At 62.3% G+C, this 25,619-nt stretch carries 28 protein-coding genes and 1 pseudogene; 18 read left to right on the top strand and 11 right to left on the bottom strand.

All coding sequences use genetic code 11. The annotated features are described in order from the left end of the window. Positions 1 to 86 precede the first annotated feature (86 nt). A complete protein-coding gene (gene ubaA / locus NJU76_RS05705; protein WP_254531828.1) occupies positions 87 to 938 on the bottom strand; it encodes an SAMP-activating enzyme E1 in 852 nt (283 codons plus the stop codon). Between the two features lie 174 nt (positions 939 to 1,112). Here ubaA and NJU76_RS05700 point away from each other — a divergent pair, with 174 nt between their 5' ends. The 4 genes from NJU76_RS05700 to NJU76_RS05690 all read left to right on the top strand — a co-directional run bounded on the left by NJU76_RS05700 (position 1,113) and on the right by NJU76_RS05690 (position 4,773). After that, a complete protein-coding gene (locus NJU76_RS05700) occupies positions 1,113 to 1,298 on the top strand; it encodes an HVO_0416 family zinc finger protein (protein ID WP_254531827.1) in 186 nt (61 codons plus the stop codon). Between the two features lie 161 nt (positions 1,299 to 1,459). Next, positions 1,460 to 1,618, top strand: a complete 159-nt coding sequence (locus NJU76_RS26980; RefSeq protein WP_425499798.1) for a DUF7563 family protein — start codon at positions 1,460 to 1,462, stop codon at positions 1,616 to 1,618. Between the two features lie 63 nt (positions 1,619 to 1,681). Next, positions 1,682 to 3,559, top strand: coding sequence for a UvrD-helicase domain-containing protein (locus NJU76_RS05695; protein WP_254531826.1), 1,878 nt, complete (start codon positions 1,682 to 1,684; stop codon positions 3,557 to 3,559). Next, complete coding sequence (locus NJU76_RS05690; RefSeq protein ID WP_425604295.1) at positions 3,556 to 4,773, top strand: M24 family metallopeptidase; 1,218 nt, start codon at positions 3,556 to 3,558, stop codon at positions 4,771 to 4,773. Before NJU76_RS05695 ends, NJU76_RS05690 begins: the two co-directional genes overlap by 4 nt. Before the next feature lie 127 nt (positions 4,774 to 4,900). Here the strand turns inward: NJU76_RS05690 and NJU76_RS05685 are convergent, their stop codons facing one another. Next, positions 4,901 to 5,155, bottom strand: coding sequence for a DUF7533 family protein (locus NJU76_RS05685; RefSeq protein ID WP_254531825.1), 255 nt, complete (start codon positions 5,153 to 5,155; stop codon positions 4,901 to 4,903). 341 nt (positions 5,156 to 5,496) lie between these two features. Between NJU76_RS05685 and NJU76_RS05680 the strand changes: the two genes are divergently transcribed. Further along, complete coding sequence (locus tag NJU76_RS05680) at positions 5,497 to 6,102, top strand: riboflavin synthase (RefSeq protein ID WP_254531824.1); 606 nt, start codon at positions 5,497 to 5,499, stop codon at positions 6,100 to 6,102. A gap of 73 nt (positions 6,103 to 6,175) precedes the next feature. Here the strand turns inward: NJU76_RS05680 and NJU76_RS05675 are convergent, their stop codons facing one another. Further along, a complete protein-coding gene (locus tag NJU76_RS05675) occupies positions 6,176 to 7,189 on the bottom strand; it encodes a PrsW family intramembrane metalloprotease (RefSeq protein ID WP_254531823.1) in 1,014 nt (337 codons plus the stop codon). A gap of 337 nt (positions 7,190 to 7,526) precedes the next feature. Further along, a complete protein-coding gene (locus tag NJU76_RS05670) occupies positions 7,527 to 7,952 on the bottom strand; it encodes a DUF7522 family protein (RefSeq protein ID WP_254531822.1) in 426 nt (141 codons plus the stop codon). 204 nt (positions 7,953 to 8,156) lie between these two features. On the opposite strand from NJU76_RS05670, the gene NJU76_RS05665 reads away from it, so the two are divergent. Together NJU76_RS05665 and NJU76_RS05660 are read left to right on the top strand one after the other, a co-directional pair. Continuing rightward, positions 8,157 to 8,534: a DUF7532 family protein gene (locus NJU76_RS05665; protein WP_254531821.1), complete on the top strand. Its 378-nt coding sequence runs from the start codon at positions 8,157 to 8,159 to the stop codon at positions 8,532 to 8,534. A gap of 85 nt (positions 8,535 to 8,619) precedes the next feature. Beyond that, complete coding sequence (locus NJU76_RS05660; protein WP_254531820.1) at positions 8,620 to 10,053, top strand: ribonuclease FAU-1 family protein; 1,434 nt, start codon at positions 8,620 to 8,622, stop codon at positions 10,051 to 10,053. Positions 10,054 to 10,055: 2 nt separating this feature from the next. On the opposite strand, the pseudogene NJU76_RS05655 reads toward NJU76_RS05660, so the two are convergent. Beyond that, positions 10,056 to 10,290, bottom strand: a pseudogene (locus NJU76_RS05655) (NUDIX domain-containing protein); the annotation flags it as partial. 292 nt (positions 10,291 to 10,582) lie between these two features. Further along, positions 10,583 to 10,717 carry a DUF7560 family zinc ribbon protein gene (locus tag NJU76_RS05650; protein WP_254531819.1) on the bottom strand — a complete coding sequence of 45 codons (135 nt, stop codon included), beginning with the start codon at positions 10,715 to 10,717 and terminating at the stop codon, positions 10,583 to 10,585. A gap of 212 nt (positions 10,718 to 10,929) precedes the next feature. Here NJU76_RS05650 and NJU76_RS05645 point away from each other — a divergent pair, with 212 nt between their 5' ends. Next, the gene (locus NJU76_RS05645; protein WP_254531818.1) at positions 10,930 to 11,703 is read left to right on the top strand and encodes an SDR family oxidoreductase; all 774 of its coding nucleotides are present in this window, start codon (positions 10,930 to 10,932) and stop codon (positions 11,701 to 11,703) included. Positions 11,704 to 12,145: 442 nt separating this feature from the next. Beyond that, positions 12,146 to 12,415 (top strand): hypothetical protein, encoded by a 270-nt coding sequence (locus NJU76_RS05640; RefSeq protein ID WP_254531817.1) that lies wholly within the window; start codon positions 12,146 to 12,148, stop codon positions 12,413 to 12,415. Positions 12,416 to 12,463: 48 nt separating this feature from the next. Here the strand turns inward: NJU76_RS05640 and NJU76_RS05635 are convergent, their stop codons facing one another. Continuing rightward, entirely contained in the window at positions 12,464 to 13,519 is a 1,056-nt protein-coding gene (locus tag NJU76_RS05635; RefSeq protein ID WP_254531816.1) for an aldo/keto reductase, read from the bottom strand. A 213-nt stretch (positions 13,520 to 13,732) separates the two neighbouring features. On the opposite strand from NJU76_RS05635, the gene NJU76_RS05630 reads away from it, so the two are divergent. From NJU76_RS05630 to NJU76_RS05615, 4 genes are all read left to right on the top strand, one after another. After that, complete coding sequence (locus tag NJU76_RS05630) at positions 13,733 to 13,942, top strand: hypothetical protein (protein ID WP_254531815.1); 210 nt, start codon at positions 13,733 to 13,735, stop codon at positions 13,940 to 13,942. Positions 13,943 to 14,033: 91 nt separating this feature from the next. Continuing rightward, on the top strand, positions 14,034 to 14,930 hold the full coding sequence (locus NJU76_RS05625; RefSeq protein WP_254531814.1) for an acyltransferase: 897 nt from the start codon (positions 14,034 to 14,036) through the stop codon (positions 14,928 to 14,930). Positions 14,931 to 15,006: 76 nt separating this feature from the next. After that, entirely contained in the window at positions 15,007 to 15,336 is a 330-nt protein-coding gene (locus NJU76_RS05620; protein ID WP_254531813.1) for a DUF7577 domain-containing protein, read from the top strand. A 221-nt stretch (positions 15,337 to 15,557) separates the two neighbouring features. Beyond that, positions 15,558 to 15,872, top strand: coding sequence for a HalOD1 output domain-containing protein (locus NJU76_RS05615; RefSeq protein WP_254531812.1), 315 nt, complete (start codon positions 15,558 to 15,560; stop codon positions 15,870 to 15,872). A 296-nt stretch (positions 15,873 to 16,168) separates the two neighbouring features. Here the strand turns inward: NJU76_RS05615 and NJU76_RS05610 are convergent, their stop codons facing one another. Continuing rightward, entirely contained in the window at positions 16,169 to 16,930 is a 762-nt protein-coding gene (locus NJU76_RS05610) for a hypothetical protein (protein ID WP_254531811.1), read from the bottom strand. Between the two features lie 488 nt (positions 16,931 to 17,418). Here NJU76_RS05610 and thsB point away from each other — a divergent pair, with 488 nt between their 5' ends. Continuing rightward, positions 17,419 to 19,089: a thermosome subunit beta gene (gene thsB / locus NJU76_RS05605; protein ID WP_254531810.1), complete on the top strand. Its 1,671-nt coding sequence runs from the start codon at positions 17,419 to 17,421 to the stop codon at positions 19,087 to 19,089. Positions 19,090 to 19,572: 483 nt separating this feature from the next. Here thsB and lrp read toward each other — a convergent pair whose 3' ends face one another. Next, entirely contained in the window at positions 19,573 to 20,037 is a 465-nt protein-coding gene (lrp, locus tag NJU76_RS05600) for an HTH-type transcriptional regulator Lrp (RefSeq protein ID WP_254531809.1), read from the bottom strand. A gap of 126 nt (positions 20,038 to 20,163) precedes the next feature. Here lrp and glnA point away from each other — a divergent pair, with 126 nt between their 5' ends. Next, complete coding sequence (gene glnA / locus NJU76_RS05595) at positions 20,164 to 21,519, top strand: type I glutamate--ammonia ligase (protein ID WP_254531808.1); 1,356 nt, start codon at positions 20,164 to 20,166, stop codon at positions 21,517 to 21,519. Positions 21,520 to 21,678: 159 nt separating this feature from the next. Here glnA and NJU76_RS05590 read toward each other — a convergent pair whose 3' ends face one another. Continuing rightward, positions 21,679 to 22,323, bottom strand: coding sequence for a metallophosphoesterase family protein (locus NJU76_RS05590; RefSeq protein WP_254531807.1), 645 nt, complete (start codon positions 22,321 to 22,323; stop codon positions 21,679 to 21,681). Between the two features lie 535 nt (positions 22,324 to 22,858). Between NJU76_RS05590 and NJU76_RS05585 the strand changes: the two genes are divergently transcribed. From NJU76_RS05585 to NJU76_RS05575, 3 genes are all read left to right on the top strand, one after another. Continuing rightward, a complete protein-coding gene (locus NJU76_RS05585; protein ID WP_254531806.1) occupies positions 22,859 to 23,962 on the top strand; it encodes an IS630 family transposase in 1,104 nt (367 codons plus the stop codon). A 179-nt stretch (positions 23,963 to 24,141) separates the two neighbouring features. After that, entirely contained in the window at positions 24,142 to 24,411 is a 270-nt protein-coding gene (locus tag NJU76_RS05580) for a hypothetical protein (RefSeq protein WP_254531805.1), read from the top strand. 106 nt (positions 24,412 to 24,517) lie between these two features. After that, positions 24,518 to 25,036: a gamma carbonic anhydrase family protein gene (locus tag NJU76_RS05575; RefSeq protein WP_254531804.1), complete on the top strand. Its 519-nt coding sequence runs from the start codon at positions 24,518 to 24,520 to the stop codon at positions 25,034 to 25,036. A 67-nt stretch (positions 25,037 to 25,103) separates the two neighbouring features. Here NJU76_RS05575 and NJU76_RS05570 read toward each other — a convergent pair whose 3' ends face one another. Further along, a complete protein-coding gene (locus NJU76_RS05570) occupies positions 25,104 to 25,598 on the bottom strand; it encodes a hypothetical protein (RefSeq protein WP_254531803.1) in 495 nt (164 codons plus the stop codon). Positions 25,599 to 25,619: the final 21 nt, after the last annotated feature.

Here is a 25,619-nt window from a genome sequence, read left to right as displayed (position 1 = left end):
AGAGACATCCACGAACGAGATCACGTTCGCCGCTGACGCTTTTGACCGAGCGTCAGCGGCTTTTGACCGCTTGCGCTCCCGAGCCGTTAGTCGGCCGAGATTTCACAGGTCCCCTCGTAGGCGACGTCGGTAACGGACTCGATTTCGGGGTCATCGCCGCAGACCGGACACGCGGGATTCGACTCCACCGGCACCTCCTCGAAGCTCATGTCCATCGCGTCGTACATCAGGAGTCGCCCCTCGAGCAGGCTGCCCGTCTCGAGGAGGAATTTGACGACTTCGGTGGCCTGGATGCAACCGACGGTGCCGGGGAGGACGCCGAGGACGCCCGTGGTGGCGCAGTCGGGGACTGTGCCAGGTTCGGGTGCTTCAGGGAAGATACACCGGTAACACGGCGGCGACGCCTCTCCGTCGGCATCGCTGTTACTGCGATTGTTCGTAAACGTCGTTACCTGTCCCTCGAACCGGTAGATCGCTCCGTGGGACAGCGGCGTCTCGGTGAGGACGCAGTGGTCGTTGAGCAGGTATCGCGTCGCGAAGTTGTCACTGGCGTCGAGGACGAGGTCGTAATCCGCGACGAGGTCCGCGACGGTATCTGCCGTGACGCGCATCTCGTGGGTCTCGACGTCGATATCTGGATTTAGCGTCGCGACGTGGTCGGCCGCGCTCTCGACTTTCGGCCGGCCGACGTCGGCGTCGCCGTGGACGATCTGGCGCTGCAGGTTCGAGCGCTCGACGACATCGTCGTCGACGATTCCAAGCCGACCCACCCCGGCCGCCGCCAAGTACTGGATCGCAGGCGAGCCGAGGCCGCCCGCACCGACGGTCAGGACCGATCCGTCGAGGAGCCGCTTCTGGCCTTCGGGGCCGATTTCGTCCATGATCACGTGTCTCGAGTAGCGGTCGAGCTGGGTCGCATCGAGGCGTAAGTCGCTCATACGTTTCAGTTGGCTCGAGACCCAGAAAAGTCCGCGGGTCGGATTCGTATCGGCCTCCCTCTCGTTATATGTTCTGTGCCTCTGTCCGTTTTCTCGACGCTCGTTCCGTCGCCAGTGGAGGCAGCATCTTCACCGACCCAACGATTTAATAGTGTGGCAGCTTTTCACATACATATGGCAACCTCACCCACGGATGCCGGTGACGACGTCATCGATCAATTCCTGTCCGATCGCGGTCATTCGATCGAGAGAGTAGGGTGGGAACAGGAGTATAACAAGAAGCAGTGTCCCGAGTGTGGCGGACTTCACGACACGTCGGCGACCTCCTGTACAGTCTGCGGGTGGGAGCCAGCGACGTAGCGACTGCTCTCAGGCGACCGCTTCCCCAGCCAATTGCTGATCCTTTCTTCCGCTCCGTTTCTCGAGTAGCGACCTTGCAATGGACCCTCTCGAATCTTTTTATCACTTTCGGTCCGACACAATTATAATCTATTACTGAATACAGATTAGCGAGAAGAACTATGCCGGAATGTCAGAACTGCGGCGGATTCGTTACGGACGCGTATGCCAGGGTGTTCACCCCACGTGACGTCGACGACCCACGTGTGTGTCCGGATTGCCAGGACAAGATCCGCGACGGTGCCGACGTCAGAGACGCCCGTTCTCCTCGCGACCCCTGACCGCTGAATTTTATCGAAGAAAACCCACGTGACTTATGGGTGTCGCGCTCTTGTACAGCTACAATGGCTACGACGGATACGAAGGTCACTCGTCTGTTCGGTGGTCCGGGAAGTGGTAAGACAACCGCCCTTCTCGACCACGTCGAGGACATCCTCGATCAGGACGGCGTCACCTTCCGAGACATTCTCGTTGTCTCGTATACGCGAGCAGCAGCACAGGAGGTCCGAGAACGACTCGCGGACCGCCTCGACGAGAGCCCCCGTGCACTGCAGGGAAACGTCTGTACGATGCACGCCAAGGCGTACGAGCTGCTCGATCTTTCCCGAAGCGACGTGATCGGTGAATCGGATAAAGAGGAATTTTGCGACGACTACGGCCTCGAGTACGAAGACGAGTACAGCGGTGCCGGTCGCCGGACTGCCCGATCGACGACGATCGGTAACAAGGTCATCGCGACCAGTCAGTGGCTCCAGCGAACCCGCCGCGACGTCTCGGACTGGTACGACGTCCCGTTCCAGTGGGACGAAGAGGAAGTTCGACTTCCGCCGGAGATCGATCCCAACGCGCAGGAAGGCAACAAGTACACGCCGACCTGGCCCAGCGACGACGACCGTATCGACGTTCCCGAAGCCATCCGTGCCTGGCGCGCCTACAAGGGTGAAGAAGGCAAAATCGGCTTCGCAGACATGCTCGAGCGGGTCAAGCAGCGCTCGCTGCTGCCCAGCGTCGACTATCTGGTGATCGACGAATTCCAGGACATCACCACGCTCCAGTACGACGTCTATCAGGAGTGGAAACCCCACATGAAACGGGTCCTGATCGCTGGCGACGACGACCAGGTCGTCTACTCCTGGCAGGGCGCCGACCCCGCGCTCTTGCTCGAGGAGGACGTCGACGAGGACATTATTCTGCCGAACTCCTACCGACTGCCTTCCAACGTCCTCAACGCAGTCAATAAGGAGATTCGCCACATCGAAAAGCGCCAGGACAAAGACCTCAAACCGCGCAAAGAAGGCGGCGCCGTCGAGGCGCGTGCGAACGCGTCGATGCTCGACGTGGTCCGGATGGTTCGGCGAACACTCGTCGAAGGTGATAGCACCATCATGGTACTGTTCCGGGCCAGATACCAGATGTTCCAGTTCATCGATGAGTTCATCACTGAGGGTGTCCCCTTCACGTCGCTCACCGACCAGCGGATGTGGACGGATCGGCTCACGCAGTACGTCCGCGCGGTCGAGGCGATCGACGAGGGTGAAGACGTCACGGGCTTGCAGGCCCGCCGGCTCGCCGACATGCTTCAAGAGTCCGCATTCGGGACGAACGAGCGCGACGAACTCTTCGACGAGATCAACGAGCGCCAGGAGGACGCGGGCATCGACGACCTCGTCGACCTCGCGATCCCCGCGTCGGTCATCGAGGATCACGTCCCCTTCATGCCCGGGCCAGCCTCGGCATCAGACATGCTCCGGAAAGTCACGAACTTCCAGAAAAAAAGCGTCAAATCGTACTTCGCGATCGGCGAGTACCAGGGGATGGATACCGACCGCGTCCGCGTCGGCACCATCCACTCTGCGAAGGGTCGCGAGGCCGACCACGTTTTCGTCGGCACCGACCTCACCGAGAAGGTCGTCGAGCAGATGGTCGCGACTGTCGACGACCCGACAGCTATTCCAGGCTGTGAGGAGTTCACGAAAACCTCATCTCCCGTCCCCGTCCTGACCGACAACGAACGTCGCGTCTTCTACGTCGGCATGTCTCGGGCCCGAGAACGGCTCTTCCTGCTCGAGAACCTCGTCGACGGCGCGCCGACGCTCCCCATCGACGTCCTGCTCAAAAACCGCCTGACTGATGCGACGATCGACGAATTGATCGAGCAAGCCCAGGAACCCGACGCGAATCCGGACGCAGACGAAGTCGAGGCCGAAGCCGAAGCGCCGTGACCGGTCGGATCGACTGCAGCGCCGAGGACAGCGGCCACGTACCCGTCGGCGGCGATTTCGTTCCTCGGCGCCGAGCCCACGCGGTCGCCGTCATCTCGCCGGCGCTCGAGGATCGCGATGCGACGGCTTTCGTTCACGTCGGTACCGACTGCGATCCGGGGATTCAGTACTGTACCCCGAAATCCCAGCGAGGGCTCACTGCGGTCGCCTACGACGCCCTCGAAGGCGGGTGGCTCGTCCGATCGGCAGCCGACGAACGTGAAACCCATCCAGCCGAACAGGTCGCGTCGGTTCTCGCCGACCGCGGCCACGAAGGGACAGTTCTGACACCGGCGCGGGTTCCACACGACGCCGCGCTCTACCTCGAGAACGCCGGGTTCGAACTGGCTTCGACGGCCGCCCTCGAGCGAGCGCGAGCGACCAAGACGGCCGGAGAACGCGAGTGTATCACGGTCGCCCAGCGGGCAGCGAGCGCCGGCATTCGGCGAGCGGCATCGCTTCTGGCCGATGCAGCAGTCATCGACGGCCGGCTCGCAGTTGCCGGCGACGGCGGAGACGGGAGCGAAACCGAGATCGATACCGAACGAGTCCCTGACACGGACTACGCTAGCGATCCGGAGTTTCTGACGCCGGCTCGATTGCGGATTGCCGTCGACGAGGCCATCGTCGGAGCCGGTGCGTTTCCAGCTAATAACACAGATGTCAACACGTCGTCCGACGTTAGAACCGACGATACCGCGCTCAGACCCGGTGAGCCAATCGTCCTCGAGACGGCGCCCCGGAGCGCGGGCGGTTACTACGGCGGACTCGTCCGGACGTTTGTCGTCGACAGCGACGGCGGCCGAGAACGACGGGTTCACGTTGCGGTTACGCAATCGTTTCGATCGGCACGCTCGATGCTGACCGCTGGACCAGAGCCGGTAAGCGCCGTCGCGGCCGACCTCGAGGCGGAAGTCCGCTCGTTCGGCTTCGGCGAGGACGACGACATCGCGACGCTGGTTTCGGGTGTCGGGCTCGAACCCCGTGAACGGCCGCTAAACGGGGCTGACGTACTCGCTCCCGGAGCCGTCGTCCGTCTCGACGTCGCCGCGACGGTCGACGAGGACAACTGGCTCCGGATCGCCGATTTGCTGGCGGTCAGCGACGACGGCGAGCGCCCCGAGTGGATCGCGGCCCCATCGCAGTCGCTCGAACCGGGAGCACAGCTGGAATAACGCGCCGTACACAGAGTACCGCGTCCGCATACGTACAGTCGGACGGACTCGAGTATCGCGTCTGACACCCTGCGGCAGGACCGAGCAGTGATCCGTCGTCGACCGCTGCGTCCGCTCGCGTCGTTCGCTACGTCCGATCATCGTCCGAGTCGGACTCCGGTTTTTTCGTGACCGTTCCGACGACTCGTTTCGCCAGCAGTTCTGGGATATCCGTCGGGAGCGTGAGCCAGTGCTGGACGACGACGAGCCCGACCGCGAGCGCGACGAGCGCCACCCCGTAATTCGTCTGCCCCTGTATCAGTAACTCGAGTCCGGCGATTGCGGCGGGGAGCGCCAGAACGAGGGTCCCTGCGAGTTTGATCGTGTCGATGATACCAGCCATTACGACGGGATAGTTTCGGCTCCGTCAAAAGACCGACGACAATCGTCGTGGTAGCCTCCAGTGTCGTGGTCACGGCTGCGAACTCGTCGTCACTTCGGTGGTACTCGTCTCCCCTCACCGAGCACCGCTCGTACCGGTTTCCGAACGGAACAACGAATTTATCAGAGTCTGGCCCGTCCCCTTCGACGGTTCATTCGAAGCCGACACGGAGTGTCCCGACAGTCCGATTTTTAACGCGACGTGCCAGTGTTCGCCACCCTCTTCGTCGTCTCTCCCGGGCACGAAGCGGCGCGGATACGGGGACCGGAACGGCTTTCTTCCGCCACCGACCACCCGTACGTATGTTTACTGGAATCGTCGAAGAGACGGGCACCCTCCTCGCTCGAGATCAAGCTGAGGACGACCTCCGACTGCGAATCGGCGCCGAGGAGGTCGCGACTGGGCTCGAACACGGCCAGAGCATCAGCGTCAGCGGCGTGTGTCTGACCGTCGAGCGATATTCGGATGGCGAGTGGTTCGAGGTCTTTCTGGCGACCGAGACCGTCGACCGGACGTACCTGGGCGATCTCGAGACGGGTGCTGCGGTCAACGTCGAGCGGGCGATGCCGGCCGACGGTCGGTTCGACGGCCACGTCGTCCAGGGCCACGTCGACGCGGTCGCGACCGTCACGGACGTCGAGCCCGTCGATGAGGACTGGTTCTTCGAGTTCGAACTTCCGGACGGGTACGAGCGCTACGTCGTCGAGAAGGGGTCGATCACGCTCGACGGCATCAGTCTGACCGTCGCCGACCTCGACGCGCAACGCGGTCTGGTGACTGTCGCGATCATCCCCACGACCTACCAGCTCACGACGCTCTCGGAGAAGGCACCTGGCGATCCGGTCCACCTCGAGGTCGACGTTCTCGCGAAGTACGTCGAACGGCTGCTCGAGGCGCGCTTCGACTGATCCCGGGGTCGGTTCGCTGTCACTGACGGCCGGACCGACGGTGCTGTGACGCGGTCGGCGTCGCCCGTAACACTCAGCGCTGCGGCGGATCGAATTCCGTTAACTCCGGCCGCGAGACCTCGGGTTCGCTCCGGACGGCGCGATACGTGTTGCGATAGCGAGAGAGCTTCCGATAGAGGTAGTAGCCAATCGCGAGGTCGTAAACGACTACGTAGCTGACGAACGCGAATCCGAAGCCGATGGGGAGGAGACCGGTGAGGATGCCAGGGACGATTCCGACCGTGACGTTGTACGTTCCGTGGACGAAGGCCGCGACGAGCAGGCCCTTGATAACGATCGGGCCCGCGTACTCGCTGTTGAACTTTGCCAGCCCGAGGTAGTAGCCCGCGATTGCCGAGTAGATGACATGGCCTGGTCCTGCCAGCGCCCGGACCGTCGCGATTCCGCTCGCGGTGACGAACAGATTGGCTTCCGGGTTCGCTTCGCCGATGACCCGGCTGATGTAGAGAGCGTTCTCGATGGCCGCAAAGCCCAATCCCGCGACGGCTCCGTAGACCGCACCGTCGATGACTGCGTCGAAACTGTCGCTCCGGTAGGCAAACGTCTGAACGGCGAGTAATTTTACCGTTTCCTCGACGGGGCCGACGATCAGATAGTAAAAGAGGATTCCGCCGCCGATGCCGATCACCGCCCGGCTGAACGAGTTGGCGAGAGCCGCGAACGTCGCGAACAGGACCGCGAGCAGGAATGTCACGACGAGCAAGGTAAGCGGCTCGCTCGTCGTGATGTCTGTGTACCAAATATACGCCGCGAGCAATCCCGCTGGAACGACCGAGAGCCCGAAAAAGACGGAGACGAACGGGTCCTCGAGGACGACCGCTATGGGCGAGATCAACAAGACGAGCGTTATCGCAAGCGCGATTAGCAAGACGAGCGCACGAAATCCGTAGCTGGCTCCGTTATAGAGCGTGTACGCGACCAGATCGACGGTCGATCGCGGTTCCCACGTCGAGACGTCGTAGAGGTCAGTTGACCCGTCCTTGTTTCGCTCCTCGGCTCGTTCGACCGGGTCGCGCCTACGCTGCATGGCATACAGTTCGGTTTCCGGCCCGGTATAGGTTCGGCAATCGGCGACTCGAGTGTGTATTTCGGAGCGTGGGTCGCGTAGCGATTGTTGGCGACCCGTCCGTAACTGATGGGTTCAGTTCACAGGTGGCGTGATGGTATCGCGGTGATTCGTGAACGATTCTGGAACGGGTTGACCGTCCAAACGTCGGAAGCGCAGGCCGGAGAGCGCCACGGGAACATGGCGCGCGAGGATAGCACAGACACGGACGTTATGAAGGGCGGGTGTTCGTGTGCAGGGTGAACGTGCTCGAGGAGAACGCTTCTATCGATTCGAGCGTCTTCTCCCGCGAGTGCGATCAGTCGTCGCGTAGCAGTCTGCGAACGGCAGTGGCCGCGTCTTCGAAGGCGTTGACGTCCATGCTGTCAGTCGTCAACAGGACGCCGGTCCCGTCTTCGAGCACTCTAACGACGAATCCGTCTCCGTGGAACCGAACGGTAAATTCGTATTCGCCGATGTTCGATCTGCCTTCGCTGCGGCTGATCGCCGTCCGAACCGGTCGCTCCGCGAATCCGACCTGTTCTAGTTCGACCAGTTGCGTTTTGGCCCGCCGGGCATCGTCTGCCGACTCGTAGATACCCTGGCGGAGGTACAGGATGTCGAACGTCGACGGGGTGAAATAGATCACGCTCCGGAGGGTGTCTCCGAGACTGGTTCGTGCGACACTGACGATACTCGTGGCCAGGTCGTCGTCAATCTCGGTTCTGTAGTCGTGGGCGATCATGAGCAATAGTGGCGGTTCGCGGTATCAAGCATTTCGCCTACCGTTGTAGCATCTGGAAATGCACCCGAGCAGTAGTGTTCTCGAGTATTGCGCCTCTCGTCGACCGGAAACGAACTCGCACCGGTTCGATCGCGACAGGTGGTCGGGCTCGTCGCGTGACGTGGACTCGGAATCATCAAAGGTCTTCCGACCCAACCGGTGCGTATGCACTTCGATCAGCGAACCCAGCGGGCGCTTCGCGACGTCGGTCTCGAGACCGACGAGCTCCGAGCCGCTTCCGAGGCGGTCGTCGAGGCCGTTCGGACGGATGCGATCGCGCTCGAGGAGTTCTTCAGAATCCACGATACCGTATATTCGGATATGTCCATGGCCCACTCGAGTTCCGAGTATCCGGAACACACTGTCGAGTATGCCGATATCACGACCCACGGCGGCGAAATGCGCGGCTGGCTTCGATTCGACACGTGGGGCGTCTACGTCGAGGACGGGCGAATCCTGGACGACGACTCCGTCGAACTTTCCCTCGGGCCGACGATCAACGACCGGGTCCGGTTCGCCGCGGCCCGAGATACGATACGATGATCCCCACGGCCGAGGCTGGGGTCGGGGCGCTCGAGCGTGAGTTGCGACGCAGAAGCGACGACTGGCAGTATGCGGAGGGACGGCAATGACGACGGTTCGAGTCCGCGGGATCTACACGACGGCGGTGACTCAGCTGCTGGCCGAGGCCGACTGCGAGGTCGTCCAAGCCTCCGAGCCGATCCGTGACCGCTTCGATCGGTCGTTCGATACCCTGCCAGCCGACGTCTCGGTCGAGACGACCCGCGATCGGCAGGGCATCGAGATTTCGGGTGATCCCGACGGAGTCGAGACGGTCGTGAGCTCACTCGAGACCCTGGCGATCGACGCATTCTGCTGGACCGGGGACGTCGCTCGGGGGGCGGTTTTCGATGCCGAAGTGCTCGATGCCGAGGGCGGGAGCGGTGCCGTCGTCGACCTCGGCGAGGGTCGCCGGGGGTATCTGAACTACGACGATGCCGACGACTACGTAGACGAAGGGAATCGGTACCGGGTGCAGGTTCACGAGCCCGCGCCGCCGTGGGACGACGATCTACCGCTCGTCCGGCCGACCCTCGAGATTCGCGGCGGACTTTGTACCCTTTCTCGTGACCAAACGGGCGTCTCGGCGGCGCTACGAGGCGAGCGTGCCGAGGAGCTCGTCGGGATGACCACCCTCCTCTCGGTCGACGTTCCGGGCGGATGGGGGATCCGTTGGCAGCGGGCGGCCGCCGATGCGGCCCTCGAGGCGATGGGAGCCGCCCTCGAGGATGCCACAGACCGAGCGCGGTTGCTCGAGGACACACTCGCCGAGACACCGGCAGAACCGAACGATCCGGGGCTACTCGCTACACCAGAGACGACGGCATGGTGCTGGTTCGGGCGGGAGTCCCGTTTCGCGTTGGACGGTGTTCGCCAGCGCGTGGAAACGACGATGCCGGGCCACCATCGAGCGAAGGCGGCGGATCGGGCGGCGAGCGCGGCGGTCGACTTCGCCGAGGCCGTCTGTGAATCGTTCGGAGACGACGGCGCCGATTCCGAGTTCCCCTTTGCGGCGGTCGCGCGCCAGTTCGGCCCGACGGCCGGTGATCGACTCGAGATCGGTCACGGCAAACCAGACGGCCGGCTCATCTCCCTGGGGCGTGGCGAGGTAACCGACTGGGATCCTGAAGGCAAGATGACCCTGGAGCGTTCGATGACCGGCGGCGGTCGCTACGACGCACTCGACGTTCCCAGGGAGACGGGAGACGTCGCCGTGACGAAGTTCCGCGAGGGACGGTGGTGGTATCCGACGACGTACAGGGCCGCAGACGGGACGACGAAAGGCACCTACGTCAACGTCTGTACACCCGTCGAACTGTTTCCGGACTGCGTGCGATACGTCGACCTCTACATCGACGTGATTCGGAGTGCCGACGGGTCGGTGGCCGTCGTGGATGCGGCGGAACTCGCGGACGCCACCGATGAGGGTCTGGTCTCCGAGGAGCTAGCCGAAAAAGCGACGAGCGTGGCGGAGGCCGTCGAGCGCGCCCTTTCCGGGTGAATTCGCGTCCACACGTCGGTTGCGATGTGGTGGGTCTCGCCGAGCGTGCGGAGTCCCCTCTCCTCGCGGACTTCTCTGGACAACACCGCCCGGGGCGATTCACCGGACCGAGGGTTCCCTCTGGAATCTGCAACCCTTCGTGTCCCGCCCCGTCGAAGACGAGCAGTTCGCCTGTTGTTCGCCTGTTCCGCGAGTGATGCATGCGCACGCCTTCTCGACGTACGTCGCTTCATTCATGGTATAACTCGTCATCCCGTCTCCGTGAAAAAGCATCTCTCACCGGAGATACGAGGAGATGACGGGTATTACGAGGCCGGAATGTGCGTTCTGCAACCGGTGTCGGCACGAACTATGCCTGGAGGAAGGGAACCGTTCTCGACGAGTACGTTCCGCGACATACGGTACATGTACGACGCGTCTCTCAGCCGACGGCCGTGGCTCACCTATTCGAATCTCCGCGTCGATGCCGCCACCACGTCCGACCCCGCGCCGCCGAAATCCGTTCACACAGCCGTGACACGTCGGGCAGTCACGCCGCGAAGTTGTCCAGGGTTACCGACCGCCCACAGATTGGACAGCCGTTCGCCAACGTCGCCTCGCGCATCGGTCCCGTGACCGGAATCTCTCGACCGCAGTCTGGGCAGGTGAATTCGTACGGTTTCATGGATTTGGAAGGGCCATCCCTCGTCCGATGTTTGCCGTTCTCCGGGGATAGGGTGAGAACCCAGATATAGAGGGACGTATATATGGGGGTGCGTAATCCGAGTTGAGCGGGATACGCACGTCTTTCATGGAACGCCCGTCTTCGCCACTGACCGAAATTCTGCAGCCGAATCCGGTACGTACATTTACACCCTTCGGGTCCAAGTAGCCCCCATGAACTGTCGAACGCTCCTCACGGGTGCGACCGGAACGCTCGGGGCGGCGTTGCGACCCCGATTGCGTGACGCGGGACACGACCTTCGCGCGGCGAGTCGTTCACCGCCGGACGGCGACGACGACGTGTCGTGGATATCTCTCGACCTGACCGACGGAACGGGCGTTAGAGACGCACTCGAGGCCGTCGACGTCGTCGTTCACGCGGCCAGCGCCCCCCGCGGCGACAGCGAAGCCGTCGACGTCCAGGGTACCGAACGGCTGCTCGAGGCGGCCGCTGACGCCAGGGTTTCGAACTTCGTGTACGTCTCGATCGTCGGCATCGACGACGTTCCGTTCTCGTACTACGAGCACAAACTGGCGGCCGAGCGAGCCGTCGAAGCGAGCGAGATCCCGTCGACGATTACCCGCATTACTATGTTCCACGAGTTCGTCGCCGATCTGCTCGAATCGGTTTCGTGGCTCCCGATCTGGCCACTTCCCACGACGATTCGGCTCCAGCCGATAGCGGTCGGCGAGGCCGCCGAGACGGTCGTCGAACACGCGACGACGGAGCCAGCGGGCCGGACGCCCGACACCGGCGGTCCCGAAGTACGATCCGTCGGCGACCTCGCGCGGTCCTATCGCGACTTGAGGGGATTGCGACGGCCGATCGTTCGTCTTCCGATCCCCGGGAAAACCGCCGCAGGCTTCAGAGCCGGCGGAGCGACCTGTCCGGATCGGACCGTCGGTACGGTGACGTGGGACGAGTGGATCGAAGCGCGGTACGATTGATCGCTGCAAACGGCGATCCGGCACCCGTCACAGGAGATTTGCCGCGACGAACGGGATCTGTCCGACCACGAGCATCGTCAGGGTTGCCAGGACACACAGTTCGTGAACTGCCTCGGGGCCACGTGGTTCGAGACGCGGATCGTCTCGTCATCGAGCGAGACCGTCGGTCTCGCGGACTTCGCAGAGCGTCGCTCCGCGTAGTCACGGAAATCTCCGATATCCGTACGACCCCGAGGCACTCGCCTTGCTTATGTGTAGAGACCACGGATGTGTTTGGGCTCGAATGCGCCCGCGTGCACGACCCGCGGCGAGCGCTCGCACACCGAGATACGTCAGTGCGGCGAACGTACGGACCGCGCGACACACGCTCGCTCGAGACGTTCACGACATGCTGTACAGTTCAAGCTCCATCCTTATGGTGTGTTACAACATAGCAATAACGATGGGCACGTTAAACGAAGAGATGGCCGACGTCAGTTCAGACGTCGACCACGTGCGGGCGAAACTCAGGGAGGAGGTTCCGGACTTCTTCGAATTCGACGTCGCCGTCGGAAACATCGTGTACAACGCGAACGCCAACAGCGTCTCGGTGAGCGTCGAACCGAGCTCTCGAGCGCGAGACCAGCTATCGGACCAACTTGGTGGGGTGAACGTGAAGACGGACGGAGCACTGGAGTTCGAATTCAGGCTCACGGAATCGACGTCGGAGTGAGCAGTAGCGAGCCAGTCGGCCACTGGCGCTGCCTCGAGACGGGGCGGATCAGTCGGCTGCGAGCTTGTCCAGGCCGGCCGATTCGATGTCTTCGCCGTCGACGGACGAACGCAGCGCGTCCATTCCGTCTTCGCGGTCGATATCGAAGTCGTTCTCGTACAGCTCCGCCACGCGGGTCATCTCCTCGTCGGAGAGTTTTGCCACCTCGCTGGCGGCCGCCCACTCGTCGATGTCCGCCGTCGTTCTGAACGTCGGCGTCACGCAGGCGACCGGGTCGTGTGAGAGCAACCACGCGATCGCGGCCTGTCCCATGGTTCGCTCCCCGCCGCGTTCCAAAAAGCGGAGTTTCTCGAGTTTCTCCCAGCCCGTCTCGTACCACTCGTCGGGGCGGAACCCACGATGGTCGCCCTCGCCAAGCTCGGTTTCGGGCGTCACCTGTTCGTTGAGAATGCCCGAAGAGTGAGGGACGCGGGGGATGAGACTCGTCGACGAGCCCGTTCGCTCGATCGTCTCGAGGAAGTGGTTGCCGACCTCCTGTTCCAAGACGTTCCAGACGAACTGGACGGAGTCGAACTCCTCTTCGATCGCCAGGTCGCCCTCGGCGAGCCAGCCGATCGAGGGTCCGAGCGCGAGTCCGATGGCGTCGACCGTGCCGTCCTCCTGGAGTTCGTCCAGAAGCTCGAGGACGTCGGGCGTGATCTCCTCGACGTTGGCGTTGTGAAGCTGGAGGACGTCGACCGAGTCCATTCCGAGGCGATCGAGGCTCTTGTCGACGGCTTCCCGGAGGTAGTCAGGATCCATCTCCTTGGGCAGTTCGCCGTGGCCGGCCTGTGGGTTGTTATAGAAGTCGTAGCCGACCTTGGTGGCGACGGTGACCTCGTCGCGGACGTCTGCGAGCGCCCGTCCGAGTAGTTCTTCGCTTCGACCGTGACCGTAGACGTCGCCCGTGTCGAAGTAGGTGATTCCCTGATCGACAGCGTACTGGACCATCTCGAGGGCGTCATCCTCGGAACGGTCGCCCCACCAGTCGGTGCCGACGACCCACGCGCCAAAGCCGACTTCGCTGACGTCGACGCCGGAGTCGCCGAGTTCACTGTAGTGCATAGTCGCTCCTTCGAAGTGGGGGAACTTATGGTGTGCGGAACGGCCGAACGGCCGATCCGAACTCGTCCGGGAATCGACCGCGCTCGACGGTGTCCGGCTGTCCTGATGTAAAGCGCAGCTACAGTTGGCGGCGCGGGAGTGTGACCGAGTCGAACCGTCCGTCGGCGTTGCTCGAGTCGAATCGCTCTTGGTCGGTGACGAACAGATCTTCGTATGGCCGATTCCCGTCGGCGGAACCCCACGCTTCTCCTCTTGCTCGCCACCCTTGCCATCGGTGCGGTCGTCGTGTTCGCCGTGACGTCCCTCGATCTTCCGCGGGCCCGCGTCACGGTCGGTGCAGTCGTGCTGGGCGTGTTGTTGGTAGTCGGCGCGCTCGCGCTCCCCGCCCTGATTCTCTCTGGGTGGCAATCCGAGAACGAGTGAGTCCGAACCAGAGACCGGACGTGCCACCGAGTCCGGCAACCCTCACCGCACAACAGAACCACTATGAACTCGGCGAGCAATATCCCCGAGTATGACAAAGCGGTACGTCTCGCTTCCCGACGAGGCGGAGGCAGGGATGAGCGAGTTTATCGACGAGGTCGACCAGCGATTATCGAGCGACGAGGACACCTGTTCCGTCGTCGAAGACGTGCTAATCGATCTTTCGGGCGACCGTGATGCATACGAACGGTGGAAGAACGGGGCGTCGGTCTCGTCGGCCGAGCGCGTTCGTCTCCAGAGCTACGATCCGTGTAACACGACGCTCGAGAGCGAATACTACGCCGAAAAGGACGAGGAGAAGTTCCGCACGTCCAAACACCTCCAGTGGCTCTGGCGACAGTTCGACAGTTTGCCGATCGCCGACAACGTCGAGTTCGCGCTCCGATTCCGCGGAATGCTCGCGGATCATCTGTTCGAAGACTGTGGAGACGACTGTCGATTCTTCAAGGGCATCTCGTTCACCTACGGTCACAATATAACGATCGGTGACAACACCGTCGTCCACGACGATGTCCACCTCGACGACCGGGGCCAACTGACCATCGGCAATCGGGTCTCGATCTCCGACGGTGTCCACATCTACAGCCACGATCACGACGTCGTCGACCAGACCGAGGTCCGCAACTATCACACCATCGTCGAGGACGATGTCCGTCTCACTTACGACTCGATGGTCCGGGCGGGGAACAAGGTCGGCGAAAACGCCATCGTTGGGGCACGTGGCGTCGTTCAGCACGACGTTCCAGCACACCACATCGCTGTCGGCATGCCCGCAAAAAGCGTCAAGATCAAACCTGGCTGGGAAGACGTCGCCACCCCGATCGAGAACGCCGGGGTCAACCGTCAAGAGCAACGCCACCTCGAATACGACCTTCCCGAGGACATCGGCGTCTTCGACGAGTTCCAGCGCGATTTTCAGTCTTCCTGACAGTCACTGATCCCCGATTTTCAGCACACCGTAACGCAGGGAATATCCAAGTGCCTCGAGAACGTACCACACACCGATGGAGCTCTGGGGCTGGCTCGTCGGCTACCTGATCTTGTTCGCCCTGCTCCACCTGCTACTGTACTACCTATATGCCCGCCGGGACGACGGCGATAGCGAGCGCGCACCGACGTTTGCCGATCCCAACCGCGCCTCGATTCGTTCTTCACCCGGTCCCGACCGATATCCGCGAACCGCCGACGATGTCGGTGACGCTGATCGACGGGTCGACGACCGAGACAGAGACGTCGACGGGAGGACGATACGGTGCCCGCACTGCGGCGCACCCAACGTGTCCGATCAGACGTACACGTACTGTTGGAACTGCATTTCCGGACTCCGGCAGTGAGCACCGCTCGAGGAGACCGGTGGCAATTCCCGACCAGTGTTCGACCGGCGAGTGCGAGCCTGGCGGACCGTGCAGCGAAGCCGACGAATTCACGACACGTTCGGCTCGAACTGAATTTTTGTAGTTCTGACAAGCGTCGACCGTTCGAATTGCCCGGTCGGTCCGGTAAACAACGATTACGTTTTGCTGTTCAAGCAGAGAAAGGTAGACGACGAACGGTCATGAATGGATACGTACCCTCCGCCACGCAGTCTCGCTCTCCACCCCTGTATCGCGCCGCCCACGACCCGACCGGACCCGCGACACTCAGTACGACCGTGATCCACGCGCTGGCCGATTGTATGGGCGTGAACGTCACGGATAGCCGCGTCTCGCTGTACGATACCGTAGATCCCGAGGCTCTCGACAACCTCTTCCGGCCGCGCTACGACGGGAGGCCCAGGACGGGCGGCACGCTCTCGTTCTACGTCGACGGACATCACGTCCGTGTCAGCGGCACCGGCGAGATTTTGATCGAACCGCCAACTCGCTGCTAACCGGGCGCGCTTGCTTCGGTTCCCCTGCCGATAGCAGCGCTGTCGACGCCCGATCCCTTCCTCTCTTCCCAACGTCTCTTCTCGTCTCCGTCCAGTCTCACCCGCCTCGCTCTCACCATCGATCAGCCGCTCCGATCGCGAGACCCCCTTACGCGGAATTAATCGCGACACGACAGCCCCAATCTCGACCACCAACTCTGGGTCGATGAGTCGTGCTTCTTCGACCATGCTGGTCGTCGGACGAGTACCACCGAATGCGTGTCGTGGGGTGTCGACGGGCACTACTGTACTGACGGTCAGTGGCAACGATCCGTCGAAAGCCCCATCGCGAGTCGTTCGAGGTGATCGACGCCGACGACGGCGACGACGTCACCCCGCTCCGAGCGAAGCGCCTCGAGTCGATCGATCATACAGTGTTCGCGCGTCTCGTCTCGGTACGCCAGCGCACTTCCGTCGGTGTCGACGCTGCCCAACAGGGCCTGGACGGCGGCGACGTGGGAGCGCTCGTGAGCGGCTTGCTGCTCGGGCGAGTCGTCGATGTCACAATCGTACTCGATCGGCTCGTCGGGTGCGACGGTCATTGGGGTCGCGTGCGTCAGCGTCGCGGCGATCCGACAGGCGAGGGCCTCTCGGGTCGCACCGCCGAGACTCGAGACGACGCGTCGGGCCGTGGCGGGCGACACGCGGTCCGCGATCAGTCGGGTCAGCAGTTCCCGGAGAAACGACCAGTTCGGCGCGTCGATACCGACGGCGTCTGCGTCAGGGGCCGCTCGGATCGCCGCACTCATTTCGCCGCCGAACCGCGGCGCAGTGTCTCCCCCGTCGCCATCGCGGGCGTAGACTCGGTACAGCGGCAGCGCTGCTGCGGGAAGTTCGAGTGCGAGCGTCTCAGGATCGACCCGCTCGAGGACGCGTTCGACGCGTGCGACGCTCGCGGGGTGGTCGTGGACGACACCGAGGAGAACGAGGGAACTGGCCGTACCGGGAAGGTGGCGGCAGAATTGTGCGGTAATTCGGGGGTCGTCGAACGAGTCTGCGAACGGCGTGGACTCGGCCATTGATCGGGTGGTAATACGTGACTACCGACATAACCCTTACGTTGTATTGACTCGGTTCCGAGTCAGAGATTCGAGGAGAGTGTTCGTCTCGAGTGCGGCACTCTGTTTCGTACGCGTTCGTGAAGGTGCCGTACGTTGTAGTGCCGTACGTGTTCGTAATGTACGGTGATGGTGTGCGGACGCAGCGACGTGAGAATGCGGCGTCCGTGAGAAGAGCGCATACCGCGTGGTGACTCCCCCTGCTGGGTCAGGTGGCCAGCTCGGACCCGACGCGTCCCCTGTAGAGCACTGTGAGTAAATCGAATATAAAACGAGCGAGTCGCTGTTCGATTGTGAACGAGTGACGGGCTAGATTTGCCGCTGGAAACCGTGGGAATCGCTCCGCACTGCCATGGTTTTGTGTCGTCTGTTCCTGTCCGGTCGCCCGTCGATGTTCGACGAAATTGGAAAAGAGTTATATAGAATCACAATCAATCATTCGCTCGACTATGAGTCAGCGAATGCAGCAGGGTCAGCCGATGATCGTAATGAGCGAGGATTCCCAGCGCGTCAAGGACAAGGACGCGCAGGATTACAACATCAGCGCCGCCCGTGCGGTCGCTGAAGCCGTCCGCTCGACGCTCGGGCCGAAAGGGATGGACAAGATGCTCGTCGACTCCATGGGATCCGTGACGATCACCAACGACGGCGTCACGATCTTAAAAGAGATGGACATCGACAACCCGACGGCCGAGATGATCATCGAAGTCGCCGAAACCCAGGAAGACGAAGCGGGAGACGGCACAACGACGGCCGTCGCCATCGCCGGTGAACTCTTGAAGAATGCCGAAGACCTCCTGGAGCAGGACATCCACCCGACGGCCATCATCAAGGGATTCCACCTCGCTAGCGAGCAGGCCCGCGAGGAGATCGACGCCGTCGCGACCGAAATCGACACGGACGACGAAGAACTGCTCCGTAAGACCGCCGAAACCTCGATGACCGGCAAGGGAACCGAGGTCAACAAGGAATACCTCGCCGAACTCATCGTCGAAGCCATCCGTCAGGTCACCGTCGAGGACGACGAGGGCGAGAACATCGTCGATCTCGAGTTCCTCAACATCGAGACGCAGACTGGCCGGAGTGCCGGCGAATCTGACCTGCTCGTGGGCGGCATCGTAGACAAGGATCCTGTCCACGACAACATGCCCACCGAGGTCACGGACGCGGACATCCTGCTTCTGAACGAGGCCATCGAGGTCGAAGAGGCGAACGTCGACACCGAAGTCTCCGTTACCGACCCCGATCAGCTCAAGCAGTTCCTCGACCGCGAGGAGAAACAGCTCCGCGAGAAGGCCGACCACATCGCCGACCTCGGCGCGGACGTCGTCTTCTGCCAGAAAGGCATCGACGACCTCGCCCAGCACTATCTCGCCAAGGAAGGCATTCTCGCGATCCGCCGCGCCAAGAAGAGCGACCTGGAATTCCTCTCGGAAGTCGTCGGCGCGTCGATCGTCTCCGACCTCGAGAGCGCCACCGAAGACGACCTCGGCTTCGGCGACGTCACTCGCGACGAGGAAGACGAACTGTTCTACGTCGAGGGTGATGACGCCCACGGTGTCACGCTCCTGCTTCGCGGCTCGACCGACCACGTCGTCGACGAACTCGAGCGCGGCGTCAACGACGCGCTCGACGTCGTCGCCCAGACCGTCTCCGACGGCCGCGTCCTCGCAGGCGGCGGTGCGGTCGAGGTCGAACTCGCTTCGCGCCTTCGCGACTACGCTGATAGCGTTTCGGGTCGCGAGCAACTGGCCGTCGAAGCCTTCGCCGACTCGCTCGAGCTCGTCCCGCGCGTCCTCGCCGAAAACGCCGGGCTCGACTCGATCGACACGCTGGTCGATCTGCGTGCGGCTCACGATGAAGACGACGTCACGGCCGGTCTGAACGTCTTCTCGGGCGACGTCGAGGACACCTTCGAGGCCGGCGTCGTCGAACCGGCCCACGCCAAAGAGCAGGCCGTCACCTCAGCCGCCGAAGCGGCAAACCTCGTGCTCAAAATCGACGACATCATCTCCGCCGGCGACCTGTCGACCGACAAGGGCGACGAAGAGGAAGGTGGCGCACCCGGCGGCCCCGGCGGCATGGGCGGCATGGGCGGCGGTATGGGCGGCATGATGTAAGCGAGGGTTCGCCCGCGTACTCGTCTCAACGAACAGGCCATCGGCACTCGACAGGTGCCGAACACCGTGTTTCAGCGCAGATTCGATCCGCGAACGACGACGGATTCCGTTTTGCCTCTCGATCGACACGTCGAGTGGGCGGAGTATCTCTCGAGCGAGACCGAACGAGCGGCGCCGTCGCGTATCGAGTTCTCGATCGAGACGACGAAAATACAGCCCCGAAAGCCACGTCGTTCGCACCCCCACCATCGTAGGTGCTGGGCTAGTACACGTCGTCGCCCTGGCTCGCGTCCCGCTGTCCGCAGCCACGCGTGAGTTCGTGAGGAAAACGGTTCGCCCGTCTGTCGTCCGAAACGGTGGCGTACCGAGTGTCCCCGCAGTCACGTTCGGGTGGCCCACGGAGACACCGGCCGGCGCCGGTCGCCACTTCTCCGTTCGGGTGTCTCTCCGATCGATTCCCTCATCCTCCGTTGACCGCTCGAGTCAAGCCCCGCTATCGACCTCGAGTTCGAATTGTTTGTTCTCGCTGACGGCATTGAGAACGACGCTGGTGTTCGAGGCCTTGATGTTAGGATCTGTTAGCAACTGTTTGATCTGGTCGTTCATCCCGTCGGTGTCTTTGAACTTCCCGATGGCGATGACGTCGTAGTCGCCGGTGACTTCGTAGACGCTGGTCATCTGGCGGTGGTCGCGCAGCGTATCGGTGACGTCGGGCAAGGCGTTTCCCTCGACCTGAAGCTGGATGACTGCCGTCACGTCGTAGCCGACCGCATCGTAATCGACTTTCGGTGTGTAGCCCTTGATCACTCCCTGTTCTTCGAGGTCGGAGAGGTGGTTCGAAACGGTGGTGACGGAGACATCGAGTTCCTCGGCCAGGCTTCGGAGGCTCGCTCGACCGTCGCCCAGTAACGCATTCACTAATTTTGCATCGAGATTTTCGTACGTCATCACATCTATCCTCTCACCGGAGCCTTTAGAAATTTACGAATATGCAGTTTCACGCTGGTGAGGGAAGAATTGCATAGAGCAGTAGGGTTTTAGTAGCAGAGTTACGAGGTAAGCACGACGAGAAAGATGACAAGCGGAAACCTCACTGAGGCAGAACGGACGGTACTGAACGAAATCGAAGAACAGGACGTCGACTTCCTCCGATTACAGTTTACGGACATCCTCGGAACCGTCAAGAACGTCTCTGTGCCGGCCCGCCAGGCCGAGAAGGCGTTCTCCGAAGGGATCTACTTTGACGGCTCCTCTATCGAAGGATTCGTTCGGATTCAGGAATCGGACATGCGCCTCAAACCGGACCCGGAGACCTTCGCGATCCTCCCGTGGCGTCAGAAAGAGGAGAGCGCGGCAGCGCGGATGATCTGCGACGTCTACGATACTTCTACTGGCGAACCGTTCGAGGGTGACCCGCGCCGCGTCCTCAAGAACGCCATCGAGCGCGCCAACGACATGGGCTATACGATCAACGCCGCCCCCGAACCCGAGTTCTTTCTCTTCCAGGAGGACGAGGAGGGTCGTGCGACGACCGAAACTAACGACGCCGGCGGCTACTTCGACCTCGCGCCGAAAGACCTCGCATCTGACGTCCGCCGCGACATCATCTACGGCCTCGAGAGCATGGGCTTCGAGGTCGAGGCCAGCCACCACGAGGTCGCGGAAGGCCAACACGAGATCAACTTCACCTACGACGACGCCCTGACGACGGCCGACAACGTCGGCACCTTCCGCACCGTCGTCCGCGCGATCGCTGCACAGCACGACCTGCACGCGACGTTCATGCCCAAGCCGATCCCGCGAATCAACGGCTCCGGCATGCACACGCACATCTCGCTGTTCACCGAAGACGGGGAGAACGCCTTCCACGACGACGACGACGAGTTCAACCTGAGCGACGAGGCCCACGCGTTCACCGCCGGCATCCTCGAGCACGCGCCCGCGATCACGGCGATTGCGAACCCGACGGTCAACAGCTACAAGCGACTGGTGCCGGGCTACGAGGCGCCGGTCTACGTCGCCTGGTCCGACCGCAACCGCTCGGCGCTTATCCGCAAGCCCGCGGCGCGAACCCCCGCTGCCTCGCGCGTCGAACTCCGCTCGCCGGATCCGTCTTGCAACCCCTACCTCGCGCTCGCCGTTATGATCCACGCTGGTCTCGACGGGATCGAACAGGACCTCGAGTGTGACGACCCCGTTCGCGAGAACATCTACGACTTCGACGAAAGGAAGCGCGAGGAGTACGGCATCGACACGCTGCCCGCGAACCTCGGCCAGGCCGTCGACGCACTCGAAGAAGACGAGGCGATCTACAGTGCGCTGGGCGACCACGTCGCCGACAAATTCGTCGAGGCGAAGCGCCAGGAATTCCAGGACTACCTCGTCGACGTCTCCGAGTGGGAAATCGACCGCTACCTCGAGACGTTTTGAGGCGCGTAGTGCCGTCGGCCGAGTGACGCCTCTGCGTCGTTCCGCGTCGTTCCGTTCTTCCCCTCCTCTCTCGACGTCCGACCGGTCGATTTTAATCGTCCTCTCCCGCCGACCGACAAGTCGATCGCGCTGTGCTGTCGCCTCGCCGTGGCGCGTCGATCACTCCGCAGGCGGTGAGCGATCGTGATCGCGGGACTCGAGCGCCAGCGTCTTCGGATCGAGCTCGTAGTATCGCTCCCAGGCGGGTGCGAGACTCACGACGCGGGTCCCGTGGACGTCGACCTCCCGGTGGCGGTGGTGGTGGCCGACGAGACAGAGCGACGGCGAAAGCGTCTCGAGCAACTCGTCGACGTGTTCACAGCCGGGATCGTACCCGTACCACAGCAGCCCGGTCGGTGCCTCGTGTGTGAGGAAGACGTCCACGTCCTTGAGCGCCGCCGCTCGCTCCACGTCCTCGCGGGTGAAGTGCCGGCGCTGGTCGGCCGACAGATCCGCACGTGAACGGTCGTACTTCGTCGGAGCGAAGTTGCCCGAGAGGCCGGCGACGCAACATCCCTCGACGGTCGCCGCCGTACTCGCGAGGAGGTGGACGTTGTTCGTCCCCGACGTGTCGCCCGCTCGTAACGCGTCGACGACGTCGAAGTCCTCGTTGTTCCCGGCGACGAACCAGGTCGGCGCTGGGAGGTCGTACCGCTCGAGGTCGCCGACCTGAAGGACGTGATCCGGCCCGAGCGATCGATACAACTCGAGGAGGATCCTGCGTCGATTCGGTTCTGCGGCGTGAGCGTCGCCGAGGACGAGCATGAGGTGCGTACGTGCGCGAGCCGAATAGCGTCGTTGCCCGGGAGTGACGGCCGGTCCGAACACAAATCGGGGTCACCTTTCTTCGAGTCCTTTGAGACGGTCCGTATAGACGGCCCCGCCGGTCGAAGCACATTCAGGGGTGAACTTTAGCTGTAATTGAGGGCGCTAAGCCCCCTTCTGCTCACGGCGGCGCCGTTCGCATGGTCAGCGGGACCGACGGTCCCGCGCTATCCTCAGCGAGCGCCGAAGGCGCGAGCAGGGAGGGGAGACAGCGCCCGCACGTCTTGTTTTCGTGTGAATCGGCACCCTTATTATCCCTTTGGTCGAAGGTGAAAGTAAGATGCTCACCACGCTTTCGGCGTTGTTCAAACGCGACAACAAGCGTGCATCGTCGGTTGTGGTCGAGTGTCCAACCGGTAGGAGTGGGACACTCCGAACCACCTGTAACGGGAAGTCGCCTGCGGAGTCTGGAACCGTCCGCAGAACGCCATAATGTGTGACGGAAGTTATGGGCATAGACTAAGACGGGCGAGTGATGGGAGGAGACCGGCGAGGCGATCTTGTTCGTCATCTAAGTGAGCAGGAGTTGGATCGTCTGCTGGACGAAGCAGACGATCCAAAGATCATCAAGCGACTCACCTTTGTCAAACGTCTCTACAAGGGAGCAACGTACGAGGAAGCAGCCGACGACGTTGGCAAATCTGCGTCGACTGGCAGTCGCTGGGCGCGTCGATGGAACGATGGCGGACTTGGTCAGTTGACACCGGACTTCGGGGGCGGAAGGCCCCCGAAGCTCGGTGACGAGGAACAAAAGCGTCTGTTAGAACTTCTCCGGGAGGGGCAACCCTGGAAAGCACAGGAAGTTCATCAGCTCTTGGACGAAGAGTTCGGTGTAGAGTACCATCCGGATTATCTCGGTCGATTCCTCCGGAATCTCGGACTGTCCTACGCTAAACCACGTCCAAAGCGCCCCTCTCGGCCAGAAAACGCAGATGAAATCCTCGAAGAACGCGTCGCGGACGCGTTCGACGAGGAGACAGAGACGGCACATAACAAGCGTCCTGATGATGAGGACGAAGGATGGGTCCTCGACGACGATATTTGCACGGATGGGGGAACTGTCGTCGGTTTTTGTGATGCTTCGCATCCACAACCATACGACAATTCGCATCGACTGTGGTACGTTGATGATCCGACACTGGAACGACCGCTGGTGAAGCTTGACGAACCAGCGGTCGGATGCTATACGCTCAACGGCGAAAGTGTCCTGACGTTCCCTGAAGATCAATCGAAAGAGAACATCTGTGCGCTACTGGAGCAAGTCCGCGAGCAGAATCCGTGTTCCCGGATTCTGCTCGTCTTGGATAACTTCTCGTCTCACATCTGTGAACACACGCGCAAGCGCGCACACCAACTCGGTATTGATCTCGTCTTTCTTCCGGTCGGCTCACCGCATCTCAACCCGATTGAACAGGTCTGGAAAGTACTCAAACGCACTGCCTCGCCAATCGTGGTGGCGAGCGAGAGCGCGTTCCGAACTCTCGCTCGCCGTCTCTTCGACACCCTTACCGATCGACTCGGATTTGCTAAGTCCTGGATCGATCAATTCCTCAGTCCATATTTGCAAAAGTTATCTTGATCATTACGGCGTTCTGCCGGGCCGCACGAGACGCGGAGCGTCTTGTGGACGCTGTGGGATCTGTTCCTGCACGTTCCGACACAGAAACAGGACGATCCGTCCTTAACAAGCGAGGGCCGGGGAGGCCCGAGCGCGGGAGGGCGGAGTAGTTCACACGTGCCGCCATCGGACGAACGGGTATGGCCGATACTCCCGACGTAAACGCGGTCGAGACCGAAGACGATTACATCCACGTGCGCTTTCGCGACCCGGATCGATACGACGAAATCCGAACGCCCGACTGGGCGAAACGACCGGCCGAGTCGGTTTCCGAGGGCAGCGAGGTCAGAACCGGTACGGTCGAGGGCGAGGATGACTGGGAGGTCACGAGCGTTCTGATCGACAAGCACGTCGGCGAAGACAAGGCCAGAGAGGAGGCCACGCAGATCGTCGACAAAATCGAATCCTGAGCCCGCAAAACGGCGCCGTCTTTCGCTCTTCGTGAGCGTCCCCGCGGACTGACAGTCACTGCAGGCACGGGCCGGTATTATGCCCGCGACGGTGGTCGGTGTTTCCATGGTCGACAGTCGAACCTACGCGTTCGAGGGGGAGCGCCCCATAATCGACGACGCGGCGCGAGTGAGTCGAGAGGCGACGCTCGTCGGCGACGTAACGGTAGCCGCCGACGCGAGCGTTTGGCCCGGCGTCGTCTGTCGAGGCGACGTCGGCCCCGTCGAGATCGGTCGCGAGACACACGTCGGTGACAACGCGATACTCCACGCCGCACGGCTCGCCGATGAGGTGATGGTCGGTCACGGAGCCGTCCTCAACGAAACGACCGTCGAATCGCAGGCGCTCGTCGGATTCAACGCGACGATCAACACCGACGTGACGATCGGCAGTGGCAGCATCGTCGCCGCGGGGACCGTCATCCCCGACGGGTACTCGATCCCACCGGAATCGTTCGTCCGTGGCGTCCCCGCCGAAATCACGCCGCTCGAGAAAACGGGAATCGACGCTACGTCGATATTCGAGTCGTACTCGTCGGGTGAATACACCGATCTGGCGCAGCGCCACGAGGAGATTTTCGAATGACCGAACCAGCGGCTTATCGGGCGCCACACGCCACCGGTGGCCGAAATCTGTTTTGCGGACCGCTCGGTCACCGAGCCGAGTCGTACTCGAATATTTCGCGGTAGAGTCCCGTCGCGAGCTGATCGATGTTCGATTCAGCCTCGCGCGCCGCCATCGTGTCGCCGATACCCCGCCACTCGACGGACAGCCGGGCGATCGGAACAAGCGCGATCCCGCCGATGACGACGTCGCCGTCGGGTGTGTGTACTCGCCACTCCGTTCGCATCCCGTCCGAGGACCTGGTGACGTCTTCGATCCGCCCGCCTGCCACGTCCCACCGCTCGACGAGGCCGTCGGTTATCCGGCGCAGTTTCCGCTCGCCGAGTACGTGAAGCGCGATCCCACCGGCCGAAAGCAGCGTAAACGCCACGGCTGCTGTCGTCCACCCACCGTAGGGAACGTTCATCGACGCCGCGAGGCCGGCCATGACGACGACTAGCCCGAGTACTCGCACGTCGACCGCGCTTGGCACCGTACCGCTCCAGGTCGATGCAGACCCCTGGGTCGGCTGCTCGAGTTGCATATCGACCGTTTCTCGGTGCGA

Origin of the sequence: Natrinema gelatinilyticum (assembly GCF_024266705.1) — an archaeon.
GTDB classification, from domain to species: Archaea; Halobacteriota; Halobacteria; order Halobacteriales; family Natrialbaceae; genus Natrinema; species Natrinema gelatinilyticum.
Note: the sequence above shows the minus strand (reverse complement) of the source record. Positions and strands in the feature narration are given on the sequence as shown.